This is a genomic window from Citrobacter sp. RHBSTW-00570 (assembly GCF_013739755.1).
GTDB classification, from domain to species: domain Bacteria; phylum Pseudomonadota; class Gammaproteobacteria; order Enterobacterales; family Enterobacteriaceae; genus Citrobacter; species Citrobacter braakii.
This window is the reverse complement of the sequence record NZ_CP056399.1, coordinates 581,332-603,320: the sequence shown is the minus strand read 5'-3', so window position 1 is coordinate 603,320 and position 21,989 is coordinate 581,332. Positions and strand designations below refer to the sequence as shown.

The following is a 21,989-nucleotide window of genomic DNA, read 5'->3' as shown; positions in this document are numbered from 1 at the left end:
CCTTAGTTCAGTTCAATGCCGAAATAATCACGCGCATTGTTGAAGCAAATATTTCTGACCATTTCACCCAACAGCTGGATATCTGCCGGCGCTTCACCTGCAGCAACCCAACGGCCAATCATCTGGCACAGGATGCGACGGAAGTATTCATGGCGCGTATATGAAAGGAAGCTACGGCTATCGGTCAGCATGCCGACGAAACGGCTCAGCAGACCGAGCTGGGCCAGCTGCGTCATCTGACGTTCCATACCGTCTTTCTGATCGTTGAACCACCAGCCGGAACCGAACTGCATCTTGCCCGGCATACCTTCGCCCTGGAAGTTGCCGATCATGGTGCCCAGCACTTCGTTATCGCGCGGGTTCAGGCAGTAGAGAATGGTTTTCGGCAGCAGGTTCTGTTCGTTCTGCTTGCTCAGCAGTTTGGACAGCTCTTCGGCCATCGGGCGATCGTTGATGGAGTCGAAGCCGACATCCGCACCCAACAGTTTGAACTGACGCAGGTTGTTATTACGCAGCGCGCCGATGTGGTACTGCTGTACCCATTCACGACGCGCGTATTCCGCACCGAGGAACACCAGCACCGCGGTTTTAAACTGGGCAACTTCATGCTCGCTCAGCGTTTCACCCGCCAGGCGGCGTGCCAGAATGCTATCCAGTTTAGATTCGTTAGATTCAGCAAACAGCACCACGTCCAGCGCGTGGTCAGAGACTTTACAGCCGTGAGCCGCAAAGTGATCCAGACGTTTGGTCAGCGCAGCTTGCAGGTCGCTGAAGCGGCGGATATCCGTGTCAGACACCTCACCGAGCTTCGCCATATAGTCATTAAAGGTCGCCTGCTCAATGTTAAAGGCTTTATCCGGACGCCAGCTCGGCAGCACTTTCACATCAAAGCTTGCGTCTTTAGCAACGGCCGCGTGATGCTCCAGAGAGTCGATCGGGTCATCGGTGGTACCGACCATTTTCACGTTCATCTGCTGCATGATGCCGCGTGCGGAGAATTTGTCCTGCGCCAGCAGTTCATTGCACTGGTTCCAGATTTCGTCAGCCGTTGCCGGAGACAGCAGCTTACCTGTAATACCAAACGGGCGACGTAATTCGAGGTGGGTCCAATGGTACAGCGGGTTACCGATTGTGTGCGGAACAGTGGCGGCCCAGGCGTCAAACTTCTCGCGATCGGAGGCATCGCCGGTACACAGGCGCTCAGCGACGCCGTTAGTACGCATCGCACGCCACTTGTAGTGGTCACCCTTCAGCCAGATGTCATACAGGTTATTAAAACGGTAGTTTTCCGCGATTTGTTGCGGTGGCAAATGGCAGTGGTAGTCGAAGATTGGCTGGTCTTTGGCGTAATCATGATACAGACGGCGGGCAAATTCGGTGTCCAACAGGAAATCTTCAGTCATAAACGGGGTCATTATCGTCTTCCTCTCAGCGAGTGCGTCAGATTGCTTATGTTTTGATGTTGACAAAGTTATCACACCAATTCCCATACACTGAAGATATTTTCGTGAGTTAGATCAACAAATGGCGACAAAAAAATTACTCTCAAAGAGGTAAACCTCGCGCCAGGCCGCACCAGCACTGGCTTTGCTGAATCGAAATAATGACCACACGAAGATTCACACTTTTGTGATGGCACTCACCTTTTAAAGCTGTATGACAAGTTATCTTTTTGCCGTCGCGATACATAAGCCGACGGAATGCAAATTACCGATGTATCACCATCGGATTAACCGGTACGGAAACCGAATTAGCACAAATATTGACATGGCAGAGTTCGGGGAGTACCGGCTTTTTTTCGGTTACCCCCTCGTAAAAGAACATCCTCCTCCCTGAACTGGAAGATGACCGCTCGTTCGCGGACATAACAAAACGATGAGGTTTTACATGCGTAAAATTAAAGGGTTACGTTGGTACATGATCGCACTGGTGACGCTTGGCACCGTGCTGGGTTATCTGACACGTAACACTGTGGCGGCAGCTGCGCCAACTCTGATGGAAGAGTTACACATCTCCACCCAACAGTATTCCTATATCATCGCAGCGTATTCTGCTGCTTACACCGTAATGCAACCCGTTGCCGGCTATGTGCTCGATGTGCTCGGCACAAAAATTGGTTACGCGATGTTCGCCGTTCTGTGGGCCGTCTTCTGTGGCGCGACCGCACTGGCTGGTAGCTGGGGTGGACTGGCGCTGGCGCGAGGCGCAGTCGGTGCCGCTGAAGCTGCGATGATCCCTGCGGGTCTGAAAGCCAGTTCTGAATGGTTCCCGGCAAAAGAACGTTCAATCGCCGTGGGTTACTTTAACGTCGGTTCCTCTATCGGCGCGATGATTGCTCCGCCGCTGGTCGTCTGGGCTATCGTCATGCACAGCTGGCAGATGGCATTCATTATTTCCGGTGCCCTGAGCTTTATCTGGGCCATGTGCTGGTTAGTATTTTACAAACACCCACGCGACCAGAAAAAACTGTCTGATGAAGAACGTGATTACATTCTGAATGGTCAGGAATCACAGCATAAAAACAGCACCGCCAAGAAAATGTCTCTCGGTCAGATCCTGCGTAACCGCCAGTTCTGGGGCATCGCGCTGCCGCGTTTCCTGGCAGAGCCGGCCTGGGGTACCTTCAACGCCTGGATCCCGCTGTTCATGTTTAAAGTCTACGGCTTTAACCTGAAAGAGATTGCGATGTTTGCCTGGATGCCGATGCTGTTTGCTGACCTGGGTTGTATCGTAGGGGGTTACTTACCGCCGCTGTTCCAGCGCTGGTTCGGCGTTAACCTGATCGTTTCCCGTAAAATGGTCGTCACCATGGGCGCATTGCTGATGATTGGCCCAGGGATGATCGGTCTGTTCACCAGCCCGTACATTGCTATCGCCCTACTGTGCGTCGGCGGCTTTGCTCACCAGGCGCTGTCCGGTGCGCTGATCACGCTCTCTTCTGACGTATTTGGTCGTAATGAAGTGGCAACCGCGAACGGTCTGACCGGTATGTCCGCATGGCTTGCAAGTACGCTGTTTGCGCTGGTCGTTGGCGCGCTGGCTGACACCATCGGCTTCAGCCCGCTGTTCGCCGTACTGGCGGTATTCGACCTGCTCGGCGCGTTAGTCATCTGGACGGTATTGCAGAACAAATCGGCCAGCGAGGTAGAGTCAGCTTCGCAAACTGGCGATCCCGCTGCGCAAAGTTAACCAGACACGATTTAACAAGGTTATGTAATGCTAAGCCGCCAGTCATCTGGCGGCTTTTTTATCGCCGCGAGTGGAGCCGTAATCGCAAAAGTGGTATAACAAATAGAGTCTGCCGTATCATGCTTGGAGCGCATATGGAAATCACCGAACCACGACGTTTGTACCAACAACTTGCCGCTGATCTGAAAGAACGCATTGAGCAGGGTGTCTACCTGGTGGGTGACAAACTCCCCGCCGAGCGCTTTATCGCCGATGAAAAAAATGTCAGCCGCACCGTGGTTCGTGAAGCGATTATCATGCTCGAGGTTGAGGGCTACGTTGAAGTACGTAAAGGATCGGGGATCCACGTCATTTCAAACCAACCCAAACACTATGTCGCACCAGATGAAAGTCTGGAGTTCGCCAGCTACGGTCCGTTTGAGCTGCTCCAGGCTCGCCAGCTCATAGAAAGCAACATTGCTGAGTTTGCCGCCACCCAGGTGACCAAACAGGACATCATGAAACTGATGGAAATTCAGGAGAAGTCGCGTAACGAAAAAAGCTTTCGTGACTCCGAGTGGGATCTCCAGTTCCATGTGCAGGTCGCGCTGGCAACACAGAACTCTGCCCTGGCCGCGATTGTTGAAAAAATGTGGACTCAGCGTATTCACAACCCCTACTGGAAGAAGCTGCACGACCACATCGACCTGCGCACGATAGATAACTGGTGCGACGACCATGACCAGATCCTGCGGGCGCTGATTCGCAAAGATCCACACGCCGCCAAACTGGCGATGTGGCAGCATCTTGAGAACACAAAGCAGATGCTGTTTAACGAAACCAGCGATGATTTTGAATTCAACGCAGACCGTTATCTTTTTACCGATAATCCCGTCATTCATCTCGATACGGCAGCTAACGGCGCAAAATAAACAATCTTAACGATGCAGGCGCGACAAAGCGCCTGTTTCTGACGCTTGGTAAGCATTAGGTATAAAGTGTCAGCCTGTGTAAATCCTCTCGCCTCCCTCCATTGCGATAAGCAAAATCACAGGACAACACCCGTAATTTCTATAACGGACTACGTTGACCTTTGTTACAATTAGTTGTTATTTGAATTTTTGTGTTTGAGAGCTTGCTTACTTCACAACTTTACAGGGAATAGTTCAGGCCGTGAATTTGTGTCAGACCGCGATCCATGTAAAAAACACCAATAAAATTGCGGCGTTACAAACTCCAGAATACCGGCATGACGACAACCGATTCTCCAGGAATATTGAATGGAACTACTGACTCAATTACTGAATGCTTTATGGGCTCAGGATTTTGAAACGCTGGCCAATCCCTCCATGATTGGCATGCTCTATTTCGTACTGTTTACCATTTTGTTTCTGGAAAATGGACTGCTGCCAGCAGCCTTTTTACCTGGCGACAGTCTACTGGTACTGGTCGGCGTACTTATCGCTAAAGGCGCGATGGGTTTTCCGCAAACGGTACTGCTGCTCACCACCGCGGCCAGCCTGGGTTGCTGGCTCAGCTATATCCAGGGGAGATGGCTGGGAAATACCCGCACCGTTCAAAACTGGCTGTCTCATCTACCCGCGCACTACCATCAGCGCGCACATCATCTGTTCCATAAGCATGGCTTGTCTGCCCTGCTGGTCGGTCGCTTTATCGCGTTTGTCAGAACATTACTGCCGACCATCGCAGGATTGTCCGGTCTGAACAATGCGCGCTTTCAGTTCTTTAACTGGATGAGCGGACTGCTTTGGGTTCTGATTCTCACAACGCTTGGCTATCTGCTGGGCAAAACGCCAGTGTTTCTCAAATATGAAGATCAGCTGATGTCTTGTCTGATGCTGCTTCCCGTGGTGTTACTGGTGTTTGGTCTGGCAGGTTCACTGGTTGTGCTTTGGAAAAAGAAATACGGGAACCGAGGGTAAATTATGCTGAAATCATGCATAACACTCCGACGACTGGCCTGGACGACTACTTTTATGCTGTTTATCGGCGCGCTGCTCCTGACCTGGTCGGTCATCCGCCAGCAGGAGTCAACGCTTGCCATTCGTGCTGTAAACCAGGGAGCCACCATGCCTGATGGCTTCTCTATCTGGCATCACCTGGACGCCAACGGCATTCGCTTTAAAAGCATTACTCCGCAAAATGACGCGCTGCTGATCACCTTTGATTCCAGCGCGCAAAGCGCAGCCGCAAAGGTCGTGCTGGACCGAACGTTACCGCACGGTTTCGTTATTGCTCAGCAGGATGATGATAATCAGGCGGTACAGTGGTTATCCCGCTTACGTGATACCCCGCACCGTTTTGGTTAATCTCCAGGAATCTGAATTAGATCACTCACTTTGGTGATTTCATCATTTAGCGCCTATGATTAATAAACTGGGTTTATGACCCATTGCTTTATTATTCTGGAGCATCGGCCAAAGCCACAAGGTCGAATCACAATGGAAGGTTCAAGAATGAAATACCGCATCGCTTTAGCAATTAGTCTTTTCGCTCTCAGTGCCGGCAGTTACGCCTCCACCCTCTGTCAGGAAAAAGAACAAGATATTCAGCGGGAGATAAGCTATGCCGAAAAGCACAACAATCAAAACCGCATCAATGGTCTGAACAAAGCGCTGAGCGAAGTTCGGGCAAATTGTACTGACAGCAAACTGCGCGCCGACCATCAGAAAAAAATCGCCGAGCAGAAAAATGAGATAGCCGAGCGTCAACGTGATTTGGCCGAGGCGAAGCAAAAAGGCGATGCGGATAAGATAGCCAAGCGCGAACATAAGCTTGCTGAAGCTCAGCAAGAGCTGAAAGAACTCGAGACACGCGATTACTAAGTACGGTAACTAGCCACTCAACTGGAGAAAACTATGTCGAAAGATAATGCTACGGAAAACCTGCGCGCTGAGCTGAAATCTCTTGCGGATACGCTTGAAGAAGTACTTAGCTCCTCTGGCGATAAGTCGAAGGAAGAGATGAGTAAAATTCGCAGTAAAGCCGAACATGCGTTACGCGAGAGCCGCCATCGTCTGAGCGAAACCAGCGATGTGATTGCCAAACAGACCCGTGAGGCCGCGGCAAAAGCCGATAACTACGTACGCGAAAACCCATGGACAGGCGTCGGCATTGGCGCAGCAGTCGGTGTGGTGCTTGGTGTACTGCTGTCGCGCCGTTAATAATGGCAGACTCTCAACACGCACAAGGTCCAGGCAAAGGCGTACTGGGTATTGGACAGCGGATCCTGACGATTCTCGTTGAGATCGTAGAGACGCGGCTGCGGCTGGCCGTCGTTGAGCTGGAAGAGGAAAAAGCCAATCTCATCCAGATCCTGCTGATGCTTGGGCTGACCATGCTGTTCGCGGCGTTTGGTCTGATGAGCCTGATGGTGCTTATCATCTGGGCCATAGACCCGCAGTATCGCCTTAACGCCATGATTGCCACCACCGTTGTGCTGTTGCTTTTAGCGCTTATCGGCGGGCTATGGACGCTGAGTAAAGCGCGTAAAACAACGCTGCTACGCCATACGCGCAATGAACTCGCTAACGACAGGCAGGCCCTGGAGGATGATGCATAATGAGCAGTAAAGTCGAACGTCAACAACGTAAGGCGCAACTGCTTGGACAGATCCAGCAGCAAAGGCTGGATCTGTCTGCCACTCGCCGCGACTGGCTTGAAGCCACCGAAGTTTACGATCGTGGCTGGAAGACGCTGCTGAACCTGCGTGGCTGGGTGTTGGTCGGAAGCAGTATTATGGCGGTTCGCACCATTCGTAACCCGAATCTGCTGGTACGCTGGGCTAAACGCGGCTTTAGCGTGTGGAGCATCTGGCGTCTGGTTAAATCGACCATCAGACAACAGCAACTGCGCGGCTGATCACCTCTCCTTCCCCTAACCTCAAATTTTTTGAAAATTTCTGACAGTTTTCCTTGCTAACAATTGTCATTAGCCGCGTTTATGATTCTCTCCATCGACAGCAACGACGCACTCTGCGACGTCGTTGCACAAAAAAACACAATAAGCCGCCTGAGTGGTTTCCTGGAGAGTATGATGAAGAAATTAGAAGATGTTGGTGTACTGGTAGCGCGCATTCTGATGCCAATCCTGTTTATTACCGCAGGTTGGGGAAAAATCACCGGATATGCGGGTACCCAACAGTACATGGAAGCCATGGGCGTCCCAGGGTTTATGTTACCGCTGGTTATCCTGCTTGAGTTTGGCGGCGGTCTGGCCATCCTGTTTGGTTTCCTGACCCGTACTACTGCGCTGTTCACCGCGGGCTTCACGCTGCTGACGGCGTTCCTCTTCCACAGCAACTTTGCGGAAGGTGTGAACTCTCTGATGTTTATGAAAAACCTGACCATCGCAGGCGGCTTCCTGCTGCTGGCTATCACCGGTCCGGGCGCATTCAGCATCGACCGTGTACTGAATAAAAAATGGTAAGCGAGCTATACTAAACGCATCAAAAAGCGAGGAGACATCTCCTCGCTTTTGCTATCTGAGGAGGCGAAAATCATGGGACAACTCATTGACGGCGTATGGCATGACACCTGGTATGACACCAAATCAACCGGGGGAAAATTTCAACGCTCTGCATCAGCTTTCCGTAACTGGCTCACCGCGGATGGCGCACCGGGTCCAACGGGTGAAGGGGGTTTCGCCGCCGAAAAAGACCGCTATCATCTCTACGTTTCTCTGGCCTGTCCGTGGGCGCATCGCACGCTGATCTTGCGTAAACTCAAAGGGCTGGAACCGTTTATTTCCGTTTCCGTTGTGCATCCGCTGATGCTGGAAAACGGCTGGACCTTTGACGATAACTTCCCGGCGGCAACCGGCGATACCCTGTATCAGCACGAATTTCTTTATCAACTCTATTTACACGCCGATCCGCACTACAGCGGTCGGGTGACCGTTCCGGTGCTGTGGGACAAAAAGAACCACACCATTGTCAGCAACGAATCTGCAGATATCATCCGTATGTTTAACACTGCGTTTGATGCGCTGGGCGCGAAAGCCGGGGATTACTATCCACCCGCTCTGCAAACTAAAATCGACGAGCTCAACGGCTGGATTTATGACAACGTCAATAACGGCGTGTATAAAGCCGGATTTGCCACCAGTCAGGAAGCCTACGACGACGCCGTAGAAAAAGTCTTTCAATCTCTGGCGCGACTGGAGCAGATCCTTGGGCAACATCGCTACCTGACCGGGGACCAGTTAACAGAGGCCGATATTCGCCTGTGGACCACGCTGGTGCGCTTTGATCCTGTGTATGTGACGCACTTCAAGTGCGACAAACACCGGATTAGCGACTATCTGAACCTGTACGGTTTCCTGCGCGATATCTACCAGATGCCAGGCATTGCGGAGACCGTTAATTTCGATCACATCCGCAATCACTACTTCCGTAGCCACAAAACCATTAACCCGACCGGCATTATTTCTGTCGGACCGTGGCAGGACCTCAACGAACCCCACGGGCGTGATGACCGTTTTGCCTGATTTACACGGGTCCCCTTTGGGGGCCAAATAATTAATACAGCAAATATTTACCAGTATTCCATTCACGGCTATTCTTATTTTGATTGCTTTAAAAACAAGTAATTGAATACAGAACGAGGCAAAAATGGATTGGTATTTAAACGTATTAAAGAACTACTTTGGTTTTGGGGGCCGCGCGCGTCGTAAAGAATACTGGATGTTTGTGCTGGTCAACATCATCTTTACGTTCGTGCTGGGCATTCTGGACAGAATGCTTGGCTGGGAACGCGCCGGAGGGGAAGGCATATTAACGACGATTTATGGGGTTCTGGTCTTTATCCCGTGGTGGGCGGTGCAGTTCCGGCGTTTACATGACACCGACCGCTCGGCCTGGTGGCTACTGGTGCTGCTGATCCCGATCGTAGGCTGGTTGGTAATCATCATTTTCAACTGTCAAAATGGGACTCAGGGGAGCAACCGCTTCGGCGCTGACCCCAAACAACTGTCCTGATGTAATACACCATCTTGTCGGCCGGATAAGGTGCATTTGCACCGTATCCGGCGTAACAGCCCTGCTATTTACCCGCAAACAGCTTGGGAATTTCCCGCAAACACCAGGATTTCGCTTCGCCCATGCTGTCTCGACGCCAGGCCATAATAATATCAATTTCGCTTGTCGATTCCGGGCTAACCACACGCAACCGACCCGCCGCAATGTCCTCTTCCACCAGCGGGTATGGCATCGTCGCCACGCCAAGGCCGGCCAACAGCGCCTGGCGTTTATCTTCTATCGAACTCACCGTCAGACGCGGCTGTTTATCCAGCAGTTGAACCGTCAGCACCGGACGTTCGCGGGCCGTGTCCGCCACCGCGATTCCACGGTACTTCACGCGGGTGACTTCCGATAACGGTTCCGGCTCCTGATGAATTGGATGATCCGGGGCCGCCACATATACGTTCATCAGCGAGTACAGCTTGCGCGAGTTGATTTCCGAAGATGAGCGAAAATGCATATCCGGCGCAATCACGATATCCGCCCGCCCCTGCTCCAGACGCTCCCACGCCCCGGCCAGAACTTCGGTAATAACGGAAAGCTGGGTATTGGCCTTCCCGGCAAGTCTGTCGATCAGCGGGAAAAACGCCGCCGTCGGCACCAGCGCTTCGGTGACGATGGTCAGATGCGTTTCCCAACCGCGAGCCAGCGCTTCGGCATCGGTAGTCAGCTTATCCGCAGCTTCCAGCAGTACACGCCCACGTTCCAGCAGCATACGCCCGACGTTGGTGAATTTTGTGCGATGACCTGAACGGTCGAACAACACGACGTCCAGCTCTTCCTCCAGCTTCTGCATGGTATAGCTGAGCGCGGAAGGAACGCGCCCCAGTTCGTCCGCTGCGGCGGCAAAGCTGCCACGCCGGTCTATTGCGTCCATGACGCGTAACGCCTCAAGCGTTAAAGCCCTTTCTTTGGCCATCTCGTTCTCATTCAGGAAATTTGAACATACCGGGCAGAATATCTGGCTAACAATGCAGCGTCTAGCCATTTAACATAAAAGGAAGTAAAGAGAGGTCAAGAACTATGATTACTACCCGTACAGCCAAACAATGCGGGCAAGCAGATTACGGCTGGCTGCAGGCCCGTTATACCTTCTCCTTTGGGCACTATTTTGATCCTAAACTGCTGGGTTATGCCTCGCTGCGTGTTCTGAACCAGGAAGTTCTGGCACCGGGAGCCTCTTTCCAGCCACGTACCTATCCGAAGGTGGATATCGTCAATCTGATCCTCGAAGGGGAAGCGGAGTATCGCGACAGTGAAGGTAACCATATCCAGGCCAAGGCAGGAGAAGTTTTACTGCTCGCCACACAGCCGGGAATTAGCTACAGCGAACACAATATCAGCAAAGATAAACCGTTAACCCGAATGCAGCTCTGGCTGGATGCCTGCCCGCAGCGCGAAAACGCCTGCGTACAGAAAGCCACGCTGAGTGCCGGTAAGCATCAGTTGCTCGCCTCGCCGGATGGAGAACAAGGCAGCCTGCATCTGCGTCAACAGGTATGGGTGCACCACGTTGAACTGCAACAAGGTGAATCGCTGAGTTTTCAGTTACATGGGCCGCGGGCTTACTTACAGTCGATCCACGGCAGATTCCATGCGGTGACATCTGGCGCCGAAAAGGAAGCGCTCACCTGCGGCGATGGCGCATTTATTCGTGATGAAACTAACATAACGCTAGTCGCCGATACCGCGCTGCGCGCTTTGCTGATAGATTTGCCCGTATAGTCAGGGAAAACAATGGAGTACGACTATTGAGCAAGAAATCATCAAAAAAACGCCAGCCGCAGGTTGAGCCGAAAAAACAGGATACTGTGACCTTCGGCTATGAAGAAATGCTGACAGAGCTGGAAGCGATTGTGGCGGATGCCGAGCTACGGCTGGAAGACGAAGAAGCCGCCTGAAAAGGCGGCTTAGAGTTATGCCGGGGGCGATTCCGCCTTACCCGGCCTGCAGATTAATGTGCCTTACTGGCCATGATCTCAATGATCTGCTTGTCGGTTTCCTGCATCGAGCGACACGCCAGCGCACACAGGTTCGTGATAGATTGCTCCACGTTGTGCGCCACAATCCCTTCATTGCCGGTCACAGCGGTATCATCCAGCGCCATCAGCACCGCTTTCCACGCCGCAGATGCGCTGGTTGAAACTTTCATCGCGCAGCTGTTTGAGGCGCCATCGCAAATCATTCCGCTCACGTCGCCAATCATGCTGCTGATTGCCATCGCGATGGTGTTGTAGCGACCATCAACGATCCACGCCATCCCCGCCGCGGCGCCCATCGCCGCCGTGGTTGCCGCACACAATGCAGACAAACGCGGAAGCTGATGATGGATGTAGATAGCGCTCAGGTGAGACAACATCAGCGCACGCGCCAGTTTTTCTTCATCCGCACCAAAGTGCTCAGCCACCACCATTACCGGAACGGTCGCGGTAATCCCCTGATTACCGGAGCCCGAGTTGCTCATTGCCGGAAGCGTCGCCCCGCCCATTCGCGCATCCGATGCCGCACTGGTGCGGATCAGAATAGAGGTGGAGAGATCGTTCGCCAGCAAGCCACGCGCGCACTGCTTCTCAAGCGTGGTTCCGATGTGCAAGCCCCAGTTACCGCGCAGCCCTTCCTGGGACAGCGCACCGTTCAGTTTCGCCGCATCGAGAATAAAGCGGATTGACTCAAACGGTACCGCGTTCACGAACGCCAGAATCTCTTCCAGCGATGTGTGAGACAATACCGCCAACGGTGACTCCTGCTCCTCTTCCTGAGCGTTCTGTTCTGTCGTGAACACCACGCCCTTATTGGTCTCAATGTGCACAATGTTGGTATGACCACCAACAATCGTCACGCACGCCCATCCTTCAGCGCTATAAACCTTCGCACGGGAGAAAAGAATGTCCTCGCATGGCTCCTGCAGCATCACCGCGACCTTCCCGGCGGTAAGCATCGCTTTCGCATCGGCAATCGCTTGAGGCGAGGCGTCTTTCAGTACCTCTAAACCGGCGTGGGCATTTCCCCCCAGCGCACCCAGTGCCGCCGCGACAGGCAGCCCAACCATTCCGGTACCCGGCACGGTAACGCCCATGCCGTTTTTCATGAGGTTCGGTGAGACCCACGCATCAATGCGTTCAACCGCGCCGTCCAGCTCAGAGGAGGCGACCGCTGCCGCCAGAGCCAGAGAGATAGGTTCCGTGCAGCCCAGCGCAGGCTTAACTTCTTCCTGCACCGCGCGGATAAAACTATCCCATAATGGATTCAATGTAGTCTCAAACATAACAACAACCTTTGCTCAGATATCTCAGGAAAATGCCAGGAACGGAGAAACGCACAGCAGCAGGCCCGTGACAATAATCAGATACAGGGAAGCGCCTTTGTATTTGTGCAGTGCAGGAACTTTGTAGACCAACCAGGCCGGGATCAGACATCCCACCATGCCGAAGATAGGGCTACAAATAGAAGTGAAGCTCAGTACCGGCGCATTGAGCACAATGGCTCCCCACGCCAGCAGGATAGCGAAAACCATAATGCCGCGCTGAACCAGGGTCTCATTGATTTTCTCGGCTGGCATTTTGCGGCGCAGCACGTTCATCACGATCCCTTGAGTGGCTTCACGGAACCCTAAGTAAACGCCGAAGAAAGCGGTCATTACGGCAAAGATGTTCAGAATAACGCTGACGATTTTCACCCAGCCAGCACCCGCGCCGCTGATAAACTGCGCGGCAATCGCCAGAGCGGAAATGTTCTGCTCATAAGCTTTAACCGCTTCGTCATGGCCCATCGCCAGCGTGAAGGAAACGGCGTAGAAAAAGACGGTCACAAACAGAATACCGAACGCAATATTCATGGCTCGCAGGGCTTTATGGCGTGCCACTTCAATGGATTTATTGCGAGAACGATAGGAGATAACCATCGGGCTTAAGGTCTGAATAAACAGAATCGAGGTCAGGGTAAACGGCAGCGTGATAATCGCGTTTTTGATCAACAGTGCCATCGGCGGCAGTGAACCTACGTTATATAAATGCCACATCCCAACCATCGACACGCCAAGCGCCGCCACCACCAGCAACTTGGTCAGTACCATACCGGTGGAGATTTTAAACAGCAGTTTTTCCCCGCGGGACGAGATAGCCACCAGGATGCAAATCAGCACCAGGCCATAGAACGGGCTGTCGGACAGTAACCCTTCAGTAACACCAAAAGTATGCAGGTAGGAGGCGCTATCGTTGGTGATGGCGGTGGAATAGACGAACATCCAGATAACCAGCATCACAAAATACAACGCACCTAACAGGATGCCCCAGTTCTTACCCAGATAGCCGCTGATTACGCTCGGGTAGTCTTTACACTCTGGGGACTCAGCCAGCGTATTAATAAACAGACGCTGGAACAGATACATGGCTGGGTAACCGATGATAGAGGAGAGCAAAAACACCCACAGCCCCATCAAACCCACCTGGACGGGAAGAAAAACAATCCCCGCACCAATTGCCATACCGATACTCATAATGACCCAGCCGGTGTCCATGCTGTCGAATTTAATGGCTTCGCGCCATTCACTTTCGGTCATTCCCGCCCGACGTGCCGGAGCAGATGCGTCGAGTATTACGCTGTTATTCGTTGCCGTTTCCATAATTTTCCGCTCAATGTGTAGGTAGAGGTTTTTATATTTTTTTCGTACTGCCTCAATGCGATACGCAGTACTACGGTGCAGGTGAGCTATTGGAGTAATGAGGAAATCATACGCGCAGGATCAGAGAAAAACTTCACAAACAAACCCCTGTAATTTCTAAAAGTTAAGAAATATTTTCTCTTTTATTTCCATATAAAGAATTGAATTTCTATATTTGAAGCAGATCACAACAAAAAAGGCGCACTAACGTGCACCTTTTTTTATCATGCCATATTGATTAATTTATTGCTGGATAGCGCTGCGCTTACCAGGCACGGCTTTACACCTCAGGTACAAACCACTTTAATTGCCAACCCACCGCGTGAGGTTTCACGGTATTTGTCGTTCATATCTTTGCCCGTTTCATACATGGTCTCGATCACTTTATCGAGCGAAACGCGTGGTTCTGACGTTCGACGTAGCGCCATACGCGCGGCGTTGACGGCTTTTACTGCGTTGATCGCATTACGTTCAATGCACGGTATTTGCACCTGTCCGGCTACCGGATCGCAGGTCAGCCCCAGGTTATGCTCCATGGCGATTTCCGCTGCAATGCAGACCTGCGACGGGCTACCGCCCAGCAGTTCCGTCAGACCGGCAGCCGCCATTGAACAGGCTACGCCAATCTCACCCTGGCAGCCCACCTCAGCACCAGAAATAGAGGCGTTCATCTTATACAGCGCGCCTATCGCCCCCGCGGCCAGCAAATAGCGGGCAATGGAGTTCGCATTCACCGGACGGCGAAACTTGTCGTAATAGGCCAATACGGCGGGAATAATCCCACATGCACCGTTGGTCGGCGCCGTCACAACCCGGCACCCGGCGGCGTTTTCTTCGCTCACGGCCAGCGCGAACATGTTGATCCAGTCAATAACGTTCATCGGGTCGCTGGACAGATTATCGCTGGAAACCAGCAACCGACGTAATGCCACGGCGCGACGCGGAACGTTAAGCGGCCCCGGCAGGACGCCTTCGGTGTTCATGCCGCGCTCAATCCCGGCGTGCATGACGTCCCAAATGGCGGCAAAGCCAGCATCGATTTCCTCTTTGCTGCGCATCGCCAGCTCGTTTTGCATCATCAAGCCGGAAACAGACAGCCCATTGCGCTCGCACAGTTTCAGCAGTTCGCTGGCGGAATGAAAATTGTAGGGCACGTGTGCTTCAACATCATGCACCTGCCCAAATTGCTCCTCTTCAATGATAAAACCACCGCCGACGGAGTAATAAGTTTTGCTTAATAGCCTCTCGGTGCCGTTCCACGCGGTGATACGCATGCCATTTTCATGGCGCGGCAGCGTTTCGGTATGAAAGAGAATATTTTCATCTGGAGAGAAATCGACAACATGCGTGCCCTCAGCAACCGGCAAACGTCCGGTACGGGCCACTTCCTGAGTAAAACCAGCGATTGAGTCTATATTAACGTTTTGCGGACTGTTACCGGCCAGCCCCATCATGATCGCGACATCTGTCGCATGACCTTTCCCGGTCAGGGAAAGCGATCCGTAAAGATCGACCACAATATGCGTGGTTCTGCGGAGTTCTCCGCTGCTGACCAACAAATCGATAAAGCTTTTACCTGCGTTCATTGGCCCCACGGTATGGGAGCTGGAAGGTCCAATGCCAATCTTGAAAATATCGAATGCGCTAATCATATCCACACCCTCGGATTGCCGTTCAGTGAAGACCAGGTTTCACACTCATTAAGGATTGGGGCGATCCTGAGATCGCCCCGCAAGGGATTACAGCGTGTCGCCACGTACGGCGATGGCTTCAATCTCCAGCTTCACATCCTTTGGTAAGCGGGCGACCTGTACGCAACTGCGCGTGGGGTAGATAGCCTGATGCTCATCAAAGAACTGCTGGTACACCTGGTTAATGGTGGCGAAGTCGTTCAGGTCGGATACGAAAACGGTAGTCTTCACGATATCGCTCACTTTCAAACCTGCGGACTCGACGATCGCTTTCACGTTTTCCAAGCTTTGACGTGCCTGATCGGCCACGTTTTCTGCCACTTCACCGGTCTGTGGACACACCGGGATTTGACCTGACGTCAACACCATGCTGCCCAGATCCACCCCCTGTACGTAAGGCCCAATCGCCCCTGGCGCACATTCGGTTGCAATAACTTTTCTCATAATCCCTCCGGCGTCAGAGCGCCTGGGTGAAAGTACGTGAAATAACATCCTGCTGCTGTTCACGGGTCAACGCGTTGAAGCGCACCGCATAGCCAGACACGCGGATCGTCAGGTTTGGATAGTTTTCCGGGTGCTCAATGGCATCCATCAACATTTCACGGTTCATAACGTTAACGTTCAGATGCTGCCCACCTTCCACATGCGCTTCATGGTGGAAGTAACCGTCCAGCAGACCAACCAGGTTGGTTTTACGCACCCCATCTTCTTTGCCCAGTGCAGCCGGCACAATGGAGAAGGTGTACGAGATGCCGTCTTTGGCATAGGTAAACGGCAGTTTGGCCACCGAGGTTAACGACGCAACCGCGCCTTTACGATCGCGACCGTGCATCGGGTTAGCCCCTGGTGCAAACGGCGTACCTGCGCGACGTCCGTCCGGTGTGTTACCGGTTTTCTGTCCGTACACCACGTTGGAGGTGATGGTCAGGATGGACTGCGTCGGCACCGCGTTACGGTAGGTTGGCAACACTTTAATTTTCTTCATGAAGCGTTCGACCAGGTCGCAGGCAATGCTGTCTACTCGCTCGTCGTTGTTGCCGTATTGCGGATAGTCGCCTTCGATTTCGAAATCGACAGCCAGACCGTTTTCATCACGAATCGGTTTCACGCGGGCGTATTTGATAGCCGACAGAGAATCCGCCGCCACGGACAGACCCGCCATACCACAAGCCATCGTGCGATAGACATCACGATCGTGCAGCGCCATCAGCGAAGCTTCATAGCTGTACTTGTCGTGCATATAGTGGATGATGTTCAGCGCGCTGATGTACTGCACGGCCAGCCAGTCCATAAAGTGGTCCAGGCTCTCCATCACCGTATCGTAATCCAGCACGTCATCCATCAGCGGTGCCGTTTTCGGCCCAACCTGAATTTTCAGCTTCTCATCCACGCCGCCGTTGATTGCGTACAGCAACGTTTTGGCGAGGTTGGCACGCGCACCGAAGAACTGCATTTGTTTGCCGATAACCATCGGGCTTACGCAGCAGGCAATGGCATAGTCATCGCTGTCAAAGTCGGCACGCATCAAATCGTCGTTTTCATACTGCAAAGACGAGGTGATGATAGACACCTGGGCGGCGTACTTTTTGAAGGCAATCGGCAGTGCTTCAGACCACAGCACCGTCAGGTTCGGCTCAGGCGCCGGTCCCATGGTGTGCAGCGTATGCAGGTAGCGGAACGAGTTTTTCGTCACCAGCGTGCGACCATCCAGCCCCATGCCGCCGATAACTTCAGTCGCCCAGATAGGGTCGCCTGAGAACAGGGTGTCGAATTCCGGCGTGCGCAGGAAGCGCACCATACGGATCTTCATAATGAAGTGGTCGATCAGCTCCTGCGCCTGCTGCTCGTTTAAAATTCCCGCTTTGAAATCGCGCTCAATGTAGATGTCGAGGAACGATGCGGTACGGCCCAGCGACATTGCGCCGCCGTTCTGAGATTTCACCGCAGCCAGGTAAGCAAAGTAAACCCACTGCACCGCTTCCTGCGCATTACGCGCCGGGCGGGAGATATCGCAGCCGTACTTCGCTGCCATTTCCTGCATCTGCAGCAGGGCGCGACGGTGCTCAGACAGTTCTTCGCGCAGGCGAATCGTGGCTTCAAGATTCTGGCCCCACTCCAGGTTCGACTGGAGATCGGCAAACTGCAGTTCACGCTCGCGTACCAGGTAGCGGATACCGTACAGCGCGACTCGGCGATAGTCGCCGATGATACGACCACGGCCATAGCCGTCCGGCAGACCGGTCAGCACGCCGGATTTACGGCAGCGCAGCATATCCGGAGAGTAGGCGTCGAATACGCCCTGGTTATGGGTTTTACGCAGTTCAGTAAACTGGTATTCAAAATCAGCATCCATCTCACGACCATAAGCATCAAAAGAGCTTTTGATCATGTTGATGCCGCCAAACGGATGCAGAGCGCGCTTGAGCGGCTTATCCGTTTGCAGACCAACGATTTTTTCCAGTTCTTGTTCAATATAACCCGCATCATGTGCGGTTATCGTGGTGGCAATATTGGTATCGAAATCAACCGGCGCGTGCGTCGAGTTTTCAATACGGATGCCCGCCATGACTTTTTCCCACAATGCAGTGGTCGCTGGCGTTGCTTCGGCGAGGAAAGATTCATCCCCTTCATAAGGCGTATAGTTGTGCTGAATAAAATCACGGACATTAATTTCTTCTTTCCAGTCCGTACCTTTAAAGCCATTCCAGGCTTCGGCATACAGCATATCGCTGGTATCGATATTTACCTTCATGAAAAATAATCTCTCTGCTGAAAATTAATTATGCAAATTCTACTGGTATATTAATTTTGCCTAACGCAATGGCATCACGCGCAATCATTTTCTCTTCATTTGTGGGAATAACCGCACAAATAACACGAGCATCTTTATTAGAGATAATTCTTTCGCCATGGGAATTTGGCAGGCTATTCATCTCGCTGTCGATATTCACCCCTAAAACGGCGAGATGCTCGATAACCAGACGACGAATTAATACCGAGTTCTCACCTATTCCACCGGTGAAAATAATCCCATCAAGACGATGCAGCGAAGCGGCATGTCCGGCGATATGGCGCGCGATACGATGCACAAACGTTTTAATCGCCAACTGCGCACGCTCATGTCCCTCGTGCCAGGCTTTTTCTAACGTACGTAAGTCAGAGGACAAACAGGAAATACCCAGTAAACCGGACTCTTTATTCACAACGCGCTCAAGGTCGCTCAGCGTCTGGTTGGTTTCGCTGGCAATCCACGCCATGGCGCCGAAATCGACGTCACCGCTGCGTGTGCCCATCATCAACCCTTCCAACGGCGTCATGCCCATTGAGGTATCAACGCTCTGCCCGTTACGCACCGCGCAGATTGACGCGCCGTTCCCCAGGTGAGCCACAACCAGACCGGAGTCATCACTCTGCAGCTCAAGAAGCTCATGCGCTCGCTGAGATACATAGCGGTGCGACGTGCCGTGGAAGCCATAACGACGAACGCCTAACTCCTCAAAATATTTCCACGGTAGACCGTAAAGATAGGCCTCTGGGGCCATCGTCTGGTGGAAGCTGGTATCAAATACCGCAACCTGCTGCACGCCTGGGAAAAGGTGCTGTGCGGATTCAATCCCACTGAGGTTCGCATAATTATGTAACGGAGCTAAAGGCGATACCCGGCGAATATTATCGATAACGTCGTCAGTAATAATTGCTGATTCGGTAAAGATATTTCCACCGTGGGCAATGCGGTGGCCAATTAAGGCCACGCTGTCCATTAAATTACGTTTTTCCAGTTCAACGGCGATTGCTTTTAATGCGTCTTCGTAGCTGTGGTGAGCCAGCTTAGCTGGCTCTCCTCCATTAATTGCTATGAACGCATTTTCAGAGTTAATACCGTCCGCGATTCCCGCCATTAAAACTTCACAGTTCGCTGCATCCAGCACTGAGAATTTAATGGAAGACGAACCACAGTTAATAACCAGTACTACCGGAAACTCATTCATTTCACTACTCCGCTCATCCTGAGCTTAAGGATTAAAACAGTTTGTAGACAATGTTCAGGATAGTCAGCAGACCAATCACGGTAACAAACACGTTATCCAGACGGCCACGGTATTTCGCCAGTGACGGCGCTTTACGGATGGCATACATCGGCAGCAGGCAGAGCAGAGAGGCAATAATCGGCGCGCCCATTGCTTCAATCAGGTCCAGGATGTTCGGGTTGGCGTAAGCCACAACCCAGGTGGAGCCCATGATGAAGATCATGCTGATGGTATTAAGTTTGCCAGCGGAAACCTTAGTTTTATCGCCTTTGTAACCAAACTTCAGCACCAGACCGTTCAGACCTTCCAGCGTGCCCAGGTAGTGGCCGAAGAAAGATTTGAAGATAGCAACCAGTGCGATGATTGAAGCGCCGTACTCCAGAACGGTCGCGAAGGTGGACTTCGAACCGGACAGTGAAGCGAAGTGGTTCGCCAGGTAAGACAGTACTGGAATGTTCTGCGCTTTCGCATCCGCCATGTTTGCCGGAGAGAGCGTGAACAGGCAGCTAAAGGCAAAGAACATCACCACGGCAACCATCAGCATACTGGCGCGAGAGATGATTTTTGAACATTTCTGTTCGGTAAATTCGCGACCGTAATCTTTCTCATACTCTTCACGTTTAGAGACCACGAAGGAAGAAACGATAGGTGAGAAGTTGAAAGAGAACACCATGATGGAAATACCCAGCCACACGGTAACCAGGATGCCGTCATGGCCAGTCAGAGCAATATTGCTGAGATCAACCTGATCGATAACCGCAGAGTTCCAGTAAGGAATCAGAGACAGAGAGATCAGCACCAGGCTGGCAATAAACGGCCATACCAGGTAGCTCATCACTTTAACCATCAGATCCTTACCAAACCAGATGACGAATGCCATCAGCAGCAGCAGGAACAGTGCCACGAAGCCACGGTTTAACGCTGGCATCTGCAACTGGTTTTCCCAAAAGGTCATAAAGGTGTTGGTAATGGTGACGCCATAAATCCACAGCAGCGGACAAATCGCAAAGAAGTAGAGGAACGTGATAACCACGCCGCCCGTTTTACCAAAGTGCTCTTCAACCGTTTCTGTGATGTTACCGGAAGGGTTAGAACCGGAAAGACACAGGCGTGCCAGCGCACGGTGGCAATAGAAGGCGATGGGGTATGCTAACACCAGCATTATCAGAATGGGGATCAGTCCGCCAAAACCTGCGCGGATAGGGAAGAACAGCACCCCGGCGCCGATGGCTGTACCAAATAAACCCAGTGTCCAGGTGGTGTCCGATTTGCGCCAGGACGACTGTTTTGTCTGGCTGGATACAATGCTATCAGTAGTACTCATATCCTATCCTCAACGAAGTATATTAAGCGTCAACTAAACCAGTAATTTGAGATACACGAGAAAGGTCGATATTACCGCCAGAAATAATGCTGACTGTTTTTCTGTTCTGGATATAGCTATCTAATTTCCCGCTTAATAATGCTGCGCAAGCCAGCGCGCCGGCACCTTCAGTCACAACTTTATTTCGCTGAATTAATGCCACCATGCTGTTGCGAATTTCATCTTCGCTGACCAGGACAATGTCATCCACCAACTCACGAACAATTTCATACGTTAAAGTACCCGGGCGGGAAACGTCACAACCATCCGCCAGGGTGCCGGTCGTTCGGTGCGTGGTTATTTCTCCAGCGTGGAAAGAAGCCGCCATGCCATGAACATTTTCAGACTGTACGCCAATAATTTTAATAGTCGGGTTAATAGATTTAATTGCCACTGCAATACCAGCAATCAGTCCGCCACCGCCAATTGGCACAATCACGTTATCGACATCGTACAGATCTTCCAGAATTTCCAGACCAATAGTGCCCTGACCAGCAATCACTTTCGGGTCATCATATGGAGGAATAAAGATACGGCCTTCAGTTTCCACAATCTCGCTAACCTTAGCGATGGTGTCGTTGAAGTTGTCGCCGTGCAGCACAACCTCTGCGGAATAATCGCAGGTTGCAGCAACTTTAGACTTCGGCGCGCCTTTCGGCATGACCACTTTGCCGTCGATTCCGAGCATGGCGCAGGAGAGAGAAACCCCTTGCGCATGGTTACCTGCAGAGCAAGCCACCACGCCCTTACATCTTTCAGCTTCGGTTAATGAACTGAGCTTGTTAAACGCACCACGGATTTTAAATGAACCGGTACGCTGCATATTTTCAAACTTGAGGAAAATTTCCCCTTTGCAACGTTCACTAAAATAGTTAGAGCGAGGCATTCCCGTTTTATAAATTTTCCCCGCCAGTCTTTTTTTCGCTTCGAGGATATCTTCAATTGCAACTGGGAGATCGTATGTAATGTGCATTAGAACCTCTTACTAGGGTATTAAAGTAAATAGATAGCCATGACCATTGTCAGATATAGACAGATG

23 protein-coding genes are annotated in these 21,989 nt (G+C 52.0%); 13 read left to right on the top strand and 10 right to left on the bottom strand.

The window, feature by feature from the left end; translation table 11 throughout:
* Positions 1 to 2 precede the first annotated feature (2 nt).
* Positions 3 to 1,415 (bottom strand): glucuronate isomerase, encoded by a 1,413-nt coding sequence (gene uxaC, locus HV237_RS02960; RefSeq protein ID WP_047358952.1) that lies wholly within the window; start codon positions 1,413 to 1,415, stop codon positions 3 to 5.
* Positions 1,416 to 1,887: 472 nt separating this feature from the next.
* On the opposite strand from uxaC, the gene HV237_RS02955 reads away from it, so the two are divergent.
* The 11 genes from HV237_RS02955 (at position 1,888) to HV237_RS02905 (ending at position 9,166) form a co-directional block, all read left to right on the top strand.
* On the top strand, positions 1,888 to 3,189 hold the full coding sequence (locus HV237_RS02955) for an MFS transporter (protein WP_016154616.1): 1,302 nt from the start codon (positions 1,888 to 1,890) through the stop codon (positions 3,187 to 3,189).
* Between the two features lie 134 nt (positions 3,190 to 3,323).
* On the top strand, positions 3,324 to 4,100 hold the full coding sequence (gene exuR / locus HV237_RS02950; protein WP_046274732.1) for a transcriptional regulator ExuR: 777 nt from the start codon (positions 3,324 to 3,326) through the stop codon (positions 4,098 to 4,100).
* Between the two features lie 348 nt (positions 4,101 to 4,448).
* Complete coding sequence (yqjA, locus tag HV237_RS02945; protein ID WP_003024820.1) at positions 4,449 to 5,111, top strand: DedA family general envelope maintenance protein YqjA; 663 nt, start codon at positions 4,449 to 4,451, stop codon at positions 5,109 to 5,111.
* Between the two features lie 18 nt (positions 5,112 to 5,129).
* A complete protein-coding gene (gene mzrA / locus HV237_RS02940; RefSeq protein WP_029139667.1) occupies positions 5,130 to 5,498 on the top strand; it encodes an EnvZ/OmpR regulon moderator MzrA in 369 nt (122 codons plus the stop codon).
* Between the two features lie 147 nt (positions 5,499 to 5,645).
* Positions 5,646 to 6,014 (top strand): DUF1090 domain-containing protein, encoded by a 369-nt coding sequence (locus tag HV237_RS02935; RefSeq protein WP_016154619.1) that lies wholly within the window; start codon positions 5,646 to 5,648, stop codon positions 6,012 to 6,014.
* A 33-nt stretch (positions 6,015 to 6,047) separates the two neighbouring features.
* Positions 6,048 to 6,353 carry a YqjD family protein gene (locus HV237_RS02930; protein ID WP_003024832.1) on the top strand — a complete coding sequence of 102 codons (306 nt, stop codon included), beginning with the start codon at positions 6,048 to 6,050 and terminating at the stop codon, positions 6,351 to 6,353.
* 2 nt (positions 6,354 to 6,355) lie between these two features.
* On the top strand, positions 6,356 to 6,751 hold the full coding sequence (locus HV237_RS02925) for a phage holin family protein (protein WP_016157537.1): 396 nt from the start codon (positions 6,356 to 6,358) through the stop codon (positions 6,749 to 6,751).
* Positions 6,751 to 7,050 carry a YqjK-like family protein gene (locus HV237_RS02920; RefSeq protein WP_003024845.1) on the top strand — a complete coding sequence of 100 codons (300 nt, stop codon included), beginning with the start codon at positions 6,751 to 6,753 and terminating at the stop codon, positions 7,048 to 7,050. Before HV237_RS02925 ends, HV237_RS02920 begins: the two co-directional genes overlap by 1 nt.
* Positions 7,051 to 7,224: 174 nt before the next feature.
* Entirely contained in the window at positions 7,225 to 7,617 is a 393-nt protein-coding gene (locus HV237_RS02915; protein WP_003024847.1) for a DoxX family protein, read from the top strand.
* Between the two features lie 72 nt (positions 7,618 to 7,689).
* Positions 7,690 to 8,676, top strand: coding sequence for a glutathionyl-hydroquinone reductase YqjG (gene yqjG / locus HV237_RS02910; RefSeq protein WP_016154622.1), 987 nt, complete (start codon positions 7,690 to 7,692; stop codon positions 8,674 to 8,676).
* A 124-nt stretch (positions 8,677 to 8,800) separates the two neighbouring features.
* On the top strand, positions 8,801 to 9,166 hold the full coding sequence (locus HV237_RS02905) for a DUF805 domain-containing protein (RefSeq protein ID WP_016154623.1): 366 nt from the start codon (positions 8,801 to 8,803) through the stop codon (positions 9,164 to 9,166).
* A 64-nt stretch (positions 9,167 to 9,230) separates the two neighbouring features.
* Here HV237_RS02905 and yhaJ read toward each other — a convergent pair whose 3' ends face one another.
* Entirely contained in the window at positions 9,231 to 10,127 is an 897-nt protein-coding gene (yhaJ, locus tag HV237_RS02900; RefSeq protein ID WP_016154624.1) for a DNA-binding transcriptional regulator YhaJ, read from the bottom strand.
* A gap of 104 nt (positions 10,128 to 10,231) precedes the next feature.
* Between yhaJ and HV237_RS02895 the strand changes: the two genes are divergently transcribed.
* Both HV237_RS02895 and HV237_RS02890 read left to right on the top strand, forming a co-directional pair.
* Entirely contained in the window at positions 10,232 to 10,933 is a 702-nt protein-coding gene (locus tag HV237_RS02895) for a pirin family protein (protein WP_016157539.1), read from the top strand.
* Between the two features lie 26 nt (positions 10,934 to 10,959).
* A complete protein-coding gene (locus tag HV237_RS02890) occupies positions 10,960 to 11,109 on the top strand; it encodes a hypothetical protein (RefSeq protein WP_016157540.1) in 150 nt (49 codons plus the stop codon).
* 53 nt (positions 11,110 to 11,162) lie between these two features.
* On the opposite strand, the gene HV237_RS02885 is transcribed toward HV237_RS02890, so the two are convergent.
* The 8 genes from HV237_RS02885 to tdcB form a co-directional block, all read right to left on the bottom strand.
* Positions 11,163 to 12,473, bottom strand: a complete 1,311-nt coding sequence (locus HV237_RS02885) for a serine dehydratase subunit alpha family protein (RefSeq protein ID WP_016154627.1) — start codon at positions 12,471 to 12,473, stop codon at positions 11,163 to 11,165.
* 24 nt (positions 12,474 to 12,497) lie between these two features.
* Positions 12,498 to 13,829 carry an amino acid permease gene (locus HV237_RS02880; RefSeq protein WP_016157542.1) on the bottom strand — a complete coding sequence of 444 codons (1,332 nt, stop codon included), beginning with the start codon at positions 13,827 to 13,829 and terminating at the stop codon, positions 12,498 to 12,500.
* A 326-nt stretch (positions 13,830 to 14,155) separates the two neighbouring features.
* Positions 14,156 to 15,520: an L-serine ammonia-lyase gene (gene tdcG / locus HV237_RS02875; protein ID WP_047358951.1), complete on the bottom strand. Its 1,365-nt coding sequence runs from the start codon at positions 15,518 to 15,520 to the stop codon at positions 14,156 to 14,158.
* A gap of 87 nt (positions 15,521 to 15,607) precedes the next feature.
* The gene (locus HV237_RS02870) at positions 15,608 to 16,003 is read right to left on the bottom strand and encodes an enamine/imine deaminase (RefSeq protein WP_016157544.1); all 396 of its coding nucleotides are present in this window, start codon (positions 16,001 to 16,003) and stop codon (positions 15,608 to 15,610) included.
* 13 nt (positions 16,004 to 16,016) lie between these two features.
* Positions 16,017 to 18,311, bottom strand: a complete 2,295-nt coding sequence (gene pflB, locus HV237_RS02865) for a formate C-acetyltransferase (RefSeq protein WP_016154631.1) — start codon at positions 18,309 to 18,311, stop codon at positions 16,017 to 16,019.
* A 28-nt stretch (positions 18,312 to 18,339) separates the two neighbouring features.
* Positions 18,340 to 19,548: a propionate kinase gene (gene tdcD / locus HV237_RS02860; RefSeq protein WP_047358950.1), complete on the bottom strand. Its 1,209-nt coding sequence runs from the start codon at positions 19,546 to 19,548 to the stop codon at positions 18,340 to 18,342.
* Between the two features lie 31 nt (positions 19,549 to 19,579).
* Complete coding sequence (gene tdcC / locus HV237_RS02855; RefSeq protein ID WP_016154633.1) at positions 19,580 to 20,911, bottom strand: threonine/serine transporter TdcC; 1,332 nt, start codon at positions 20,909 to 20,911, stop codon at positions 19,580 to 19,582.
* A gap of 22 nt (positions 20,912 to 20,933) precedes the next feature.
* Positions 20,934 to 21,923, bottom strand: a complete 990-nt coding sequence (tdcB, locus tag HV237_RS02850) for a bifunctional threonine ammonia-lyase/L-serine ammonia-lyase TdcB (protein WP_003828594.1) — start codon at positions 21,921 to 21,923, stop codon at positions 20,934 to 20,936.
* Between the last annotated feature and the right edge of the window lie 66 nt (positions 21,924 to 21,989).

Coding starts and splice junctions, on each gene's coding strand:
- uxaC (WP_047358952.1), bottom strand. CDS start 1,415: ATGACCCCGTTTATGACTGAAGATTTCCTGTTGGACACCGAATTTGCC.
- HV237_RS02955 (WP_016154616.1), top strand. CDS start 1,888: ATGCGTAAAATTAAAGGGTTACGTTGGTACATGATCGCACTGGTGACG.
- exuR (WP_046274732.1), top strand. CDS start 3,324: ATGGAAATCACCGAACCACGACGTTTGTACCAACAACTTGCCGCTGAT.
- yqjA (WP_003024820.1), top strand. CDS start 4,449: ATGGAACTACTGACTCAATTACTGAATGCTTTATGGGCTCAGGATTTT.
- HV237_RS02935 (WP_016154619.1), top strand. CDS start 5,646: ATGAAATACCGCATCGCTTTAGCAATTAGTCTTTTCGCTCTCAGTGCC.
- HV237_RS02930 (WP_003024832.1), top strand. CDS start 6,048: ATGTCGAAAGATAATGCTACGGAAAACCTGCGCGCTGAGCTGAAATCT.
- HV237_RS02925 (WP_016157537.1), top strand. CDS start 6,356: ATGGCAGACTCTCAACACGCACAAGGTCCAGGCAAAGGCGTACTGGGT.
- HV237_RS02920 (WP_003024845.1), top strand. CDS start 6,751: ATGAGCAGTAAAGTCGAACGTCAACAACGTAAGGCGCAACTGCTTGGA.
- HV237_RS02915 (WP_003024847.1), top strand. CDS start 7,225: ATGAAGAAATTAGAAGATGTTGGTGTACTGGTAGCGCGCATTCTGATG.
- yqjG (WP_016154622.1), top strand. CDS start 7,690: ATGGGACAACTCATTGACGGCGTATGGCATGACACCTGGTATGACACC.
- HV237_RS02905 (WP_016154623.1), top strand. CDS start 8,801: ATGGATTGGTATTTAAACGTATTAAAGAACTACTTTGGTTTTGGGGGC.
- yhaJ (WP_016154624.1), bottom strand. CDS start 10,127: ATGGCCAAAGAAAGGGCTTTAACGCTTGAGGCGTTACGCGTCATGGAC.
- HV237_RS02895 (WP_016157539.1), top strand. CDS start 10,232: ATGATTACTACCCGTACAGCCAAACAATGCGGGCAAGCAGATTACGGC.
- HV237_RS02885 (WP_016154627.1), bottom strand. CDS start 12,473: ATGTTTGAGACTACATTGAATCCATTATGGGATAGTTTTATCCGCGCG.
- HV237_RS02880 (WP_016157542.1), bottom strand. CDS start 13,829: ATGGAAACGGCAACGAATAACAGCGTAATACTCGACGCATCTGCTCCG.
- tdcG (WP_047358951.1), bottom strand. CDS start 15,520: ATGATTAGCGCATTCGATATTTTCAAGATTGGCATTGGACCTTCCAGC.
- HV237_RS02870 (WP_016157544.1), bottom strand. CDS start 16,003: ATGAGAAAAGTTATTGCAACCGAATGTGCGCCAGGGGCGATTGGGCCT.
- pflB (WP_016154631.1), bottom strand. CDS start 18,311: ATGAAGGTAAATATCGATACCAGCGATATGCTGTATGCCGAAGCCTGG.
- tdcD (WP_047358950.1), bottom strand. CDS start 19,548: ATGAATGAGTTTCCGGTAGTACTGGTTATTAACTGTGGTTCGTCTTCC.
- tdcC (WP_016154633.1), bottom strand. CDS start 20,911: ATGAGTACTACTGATAGCATTGTATCCAGCCAGACAAAACAGTCGTCC.
- tdcB (WP_003828594.1), bottom strand. CDS start 21,923: ATGCACATTACATACGATCTCCCAGTTGCAATTGAAGATATCCTCGAA.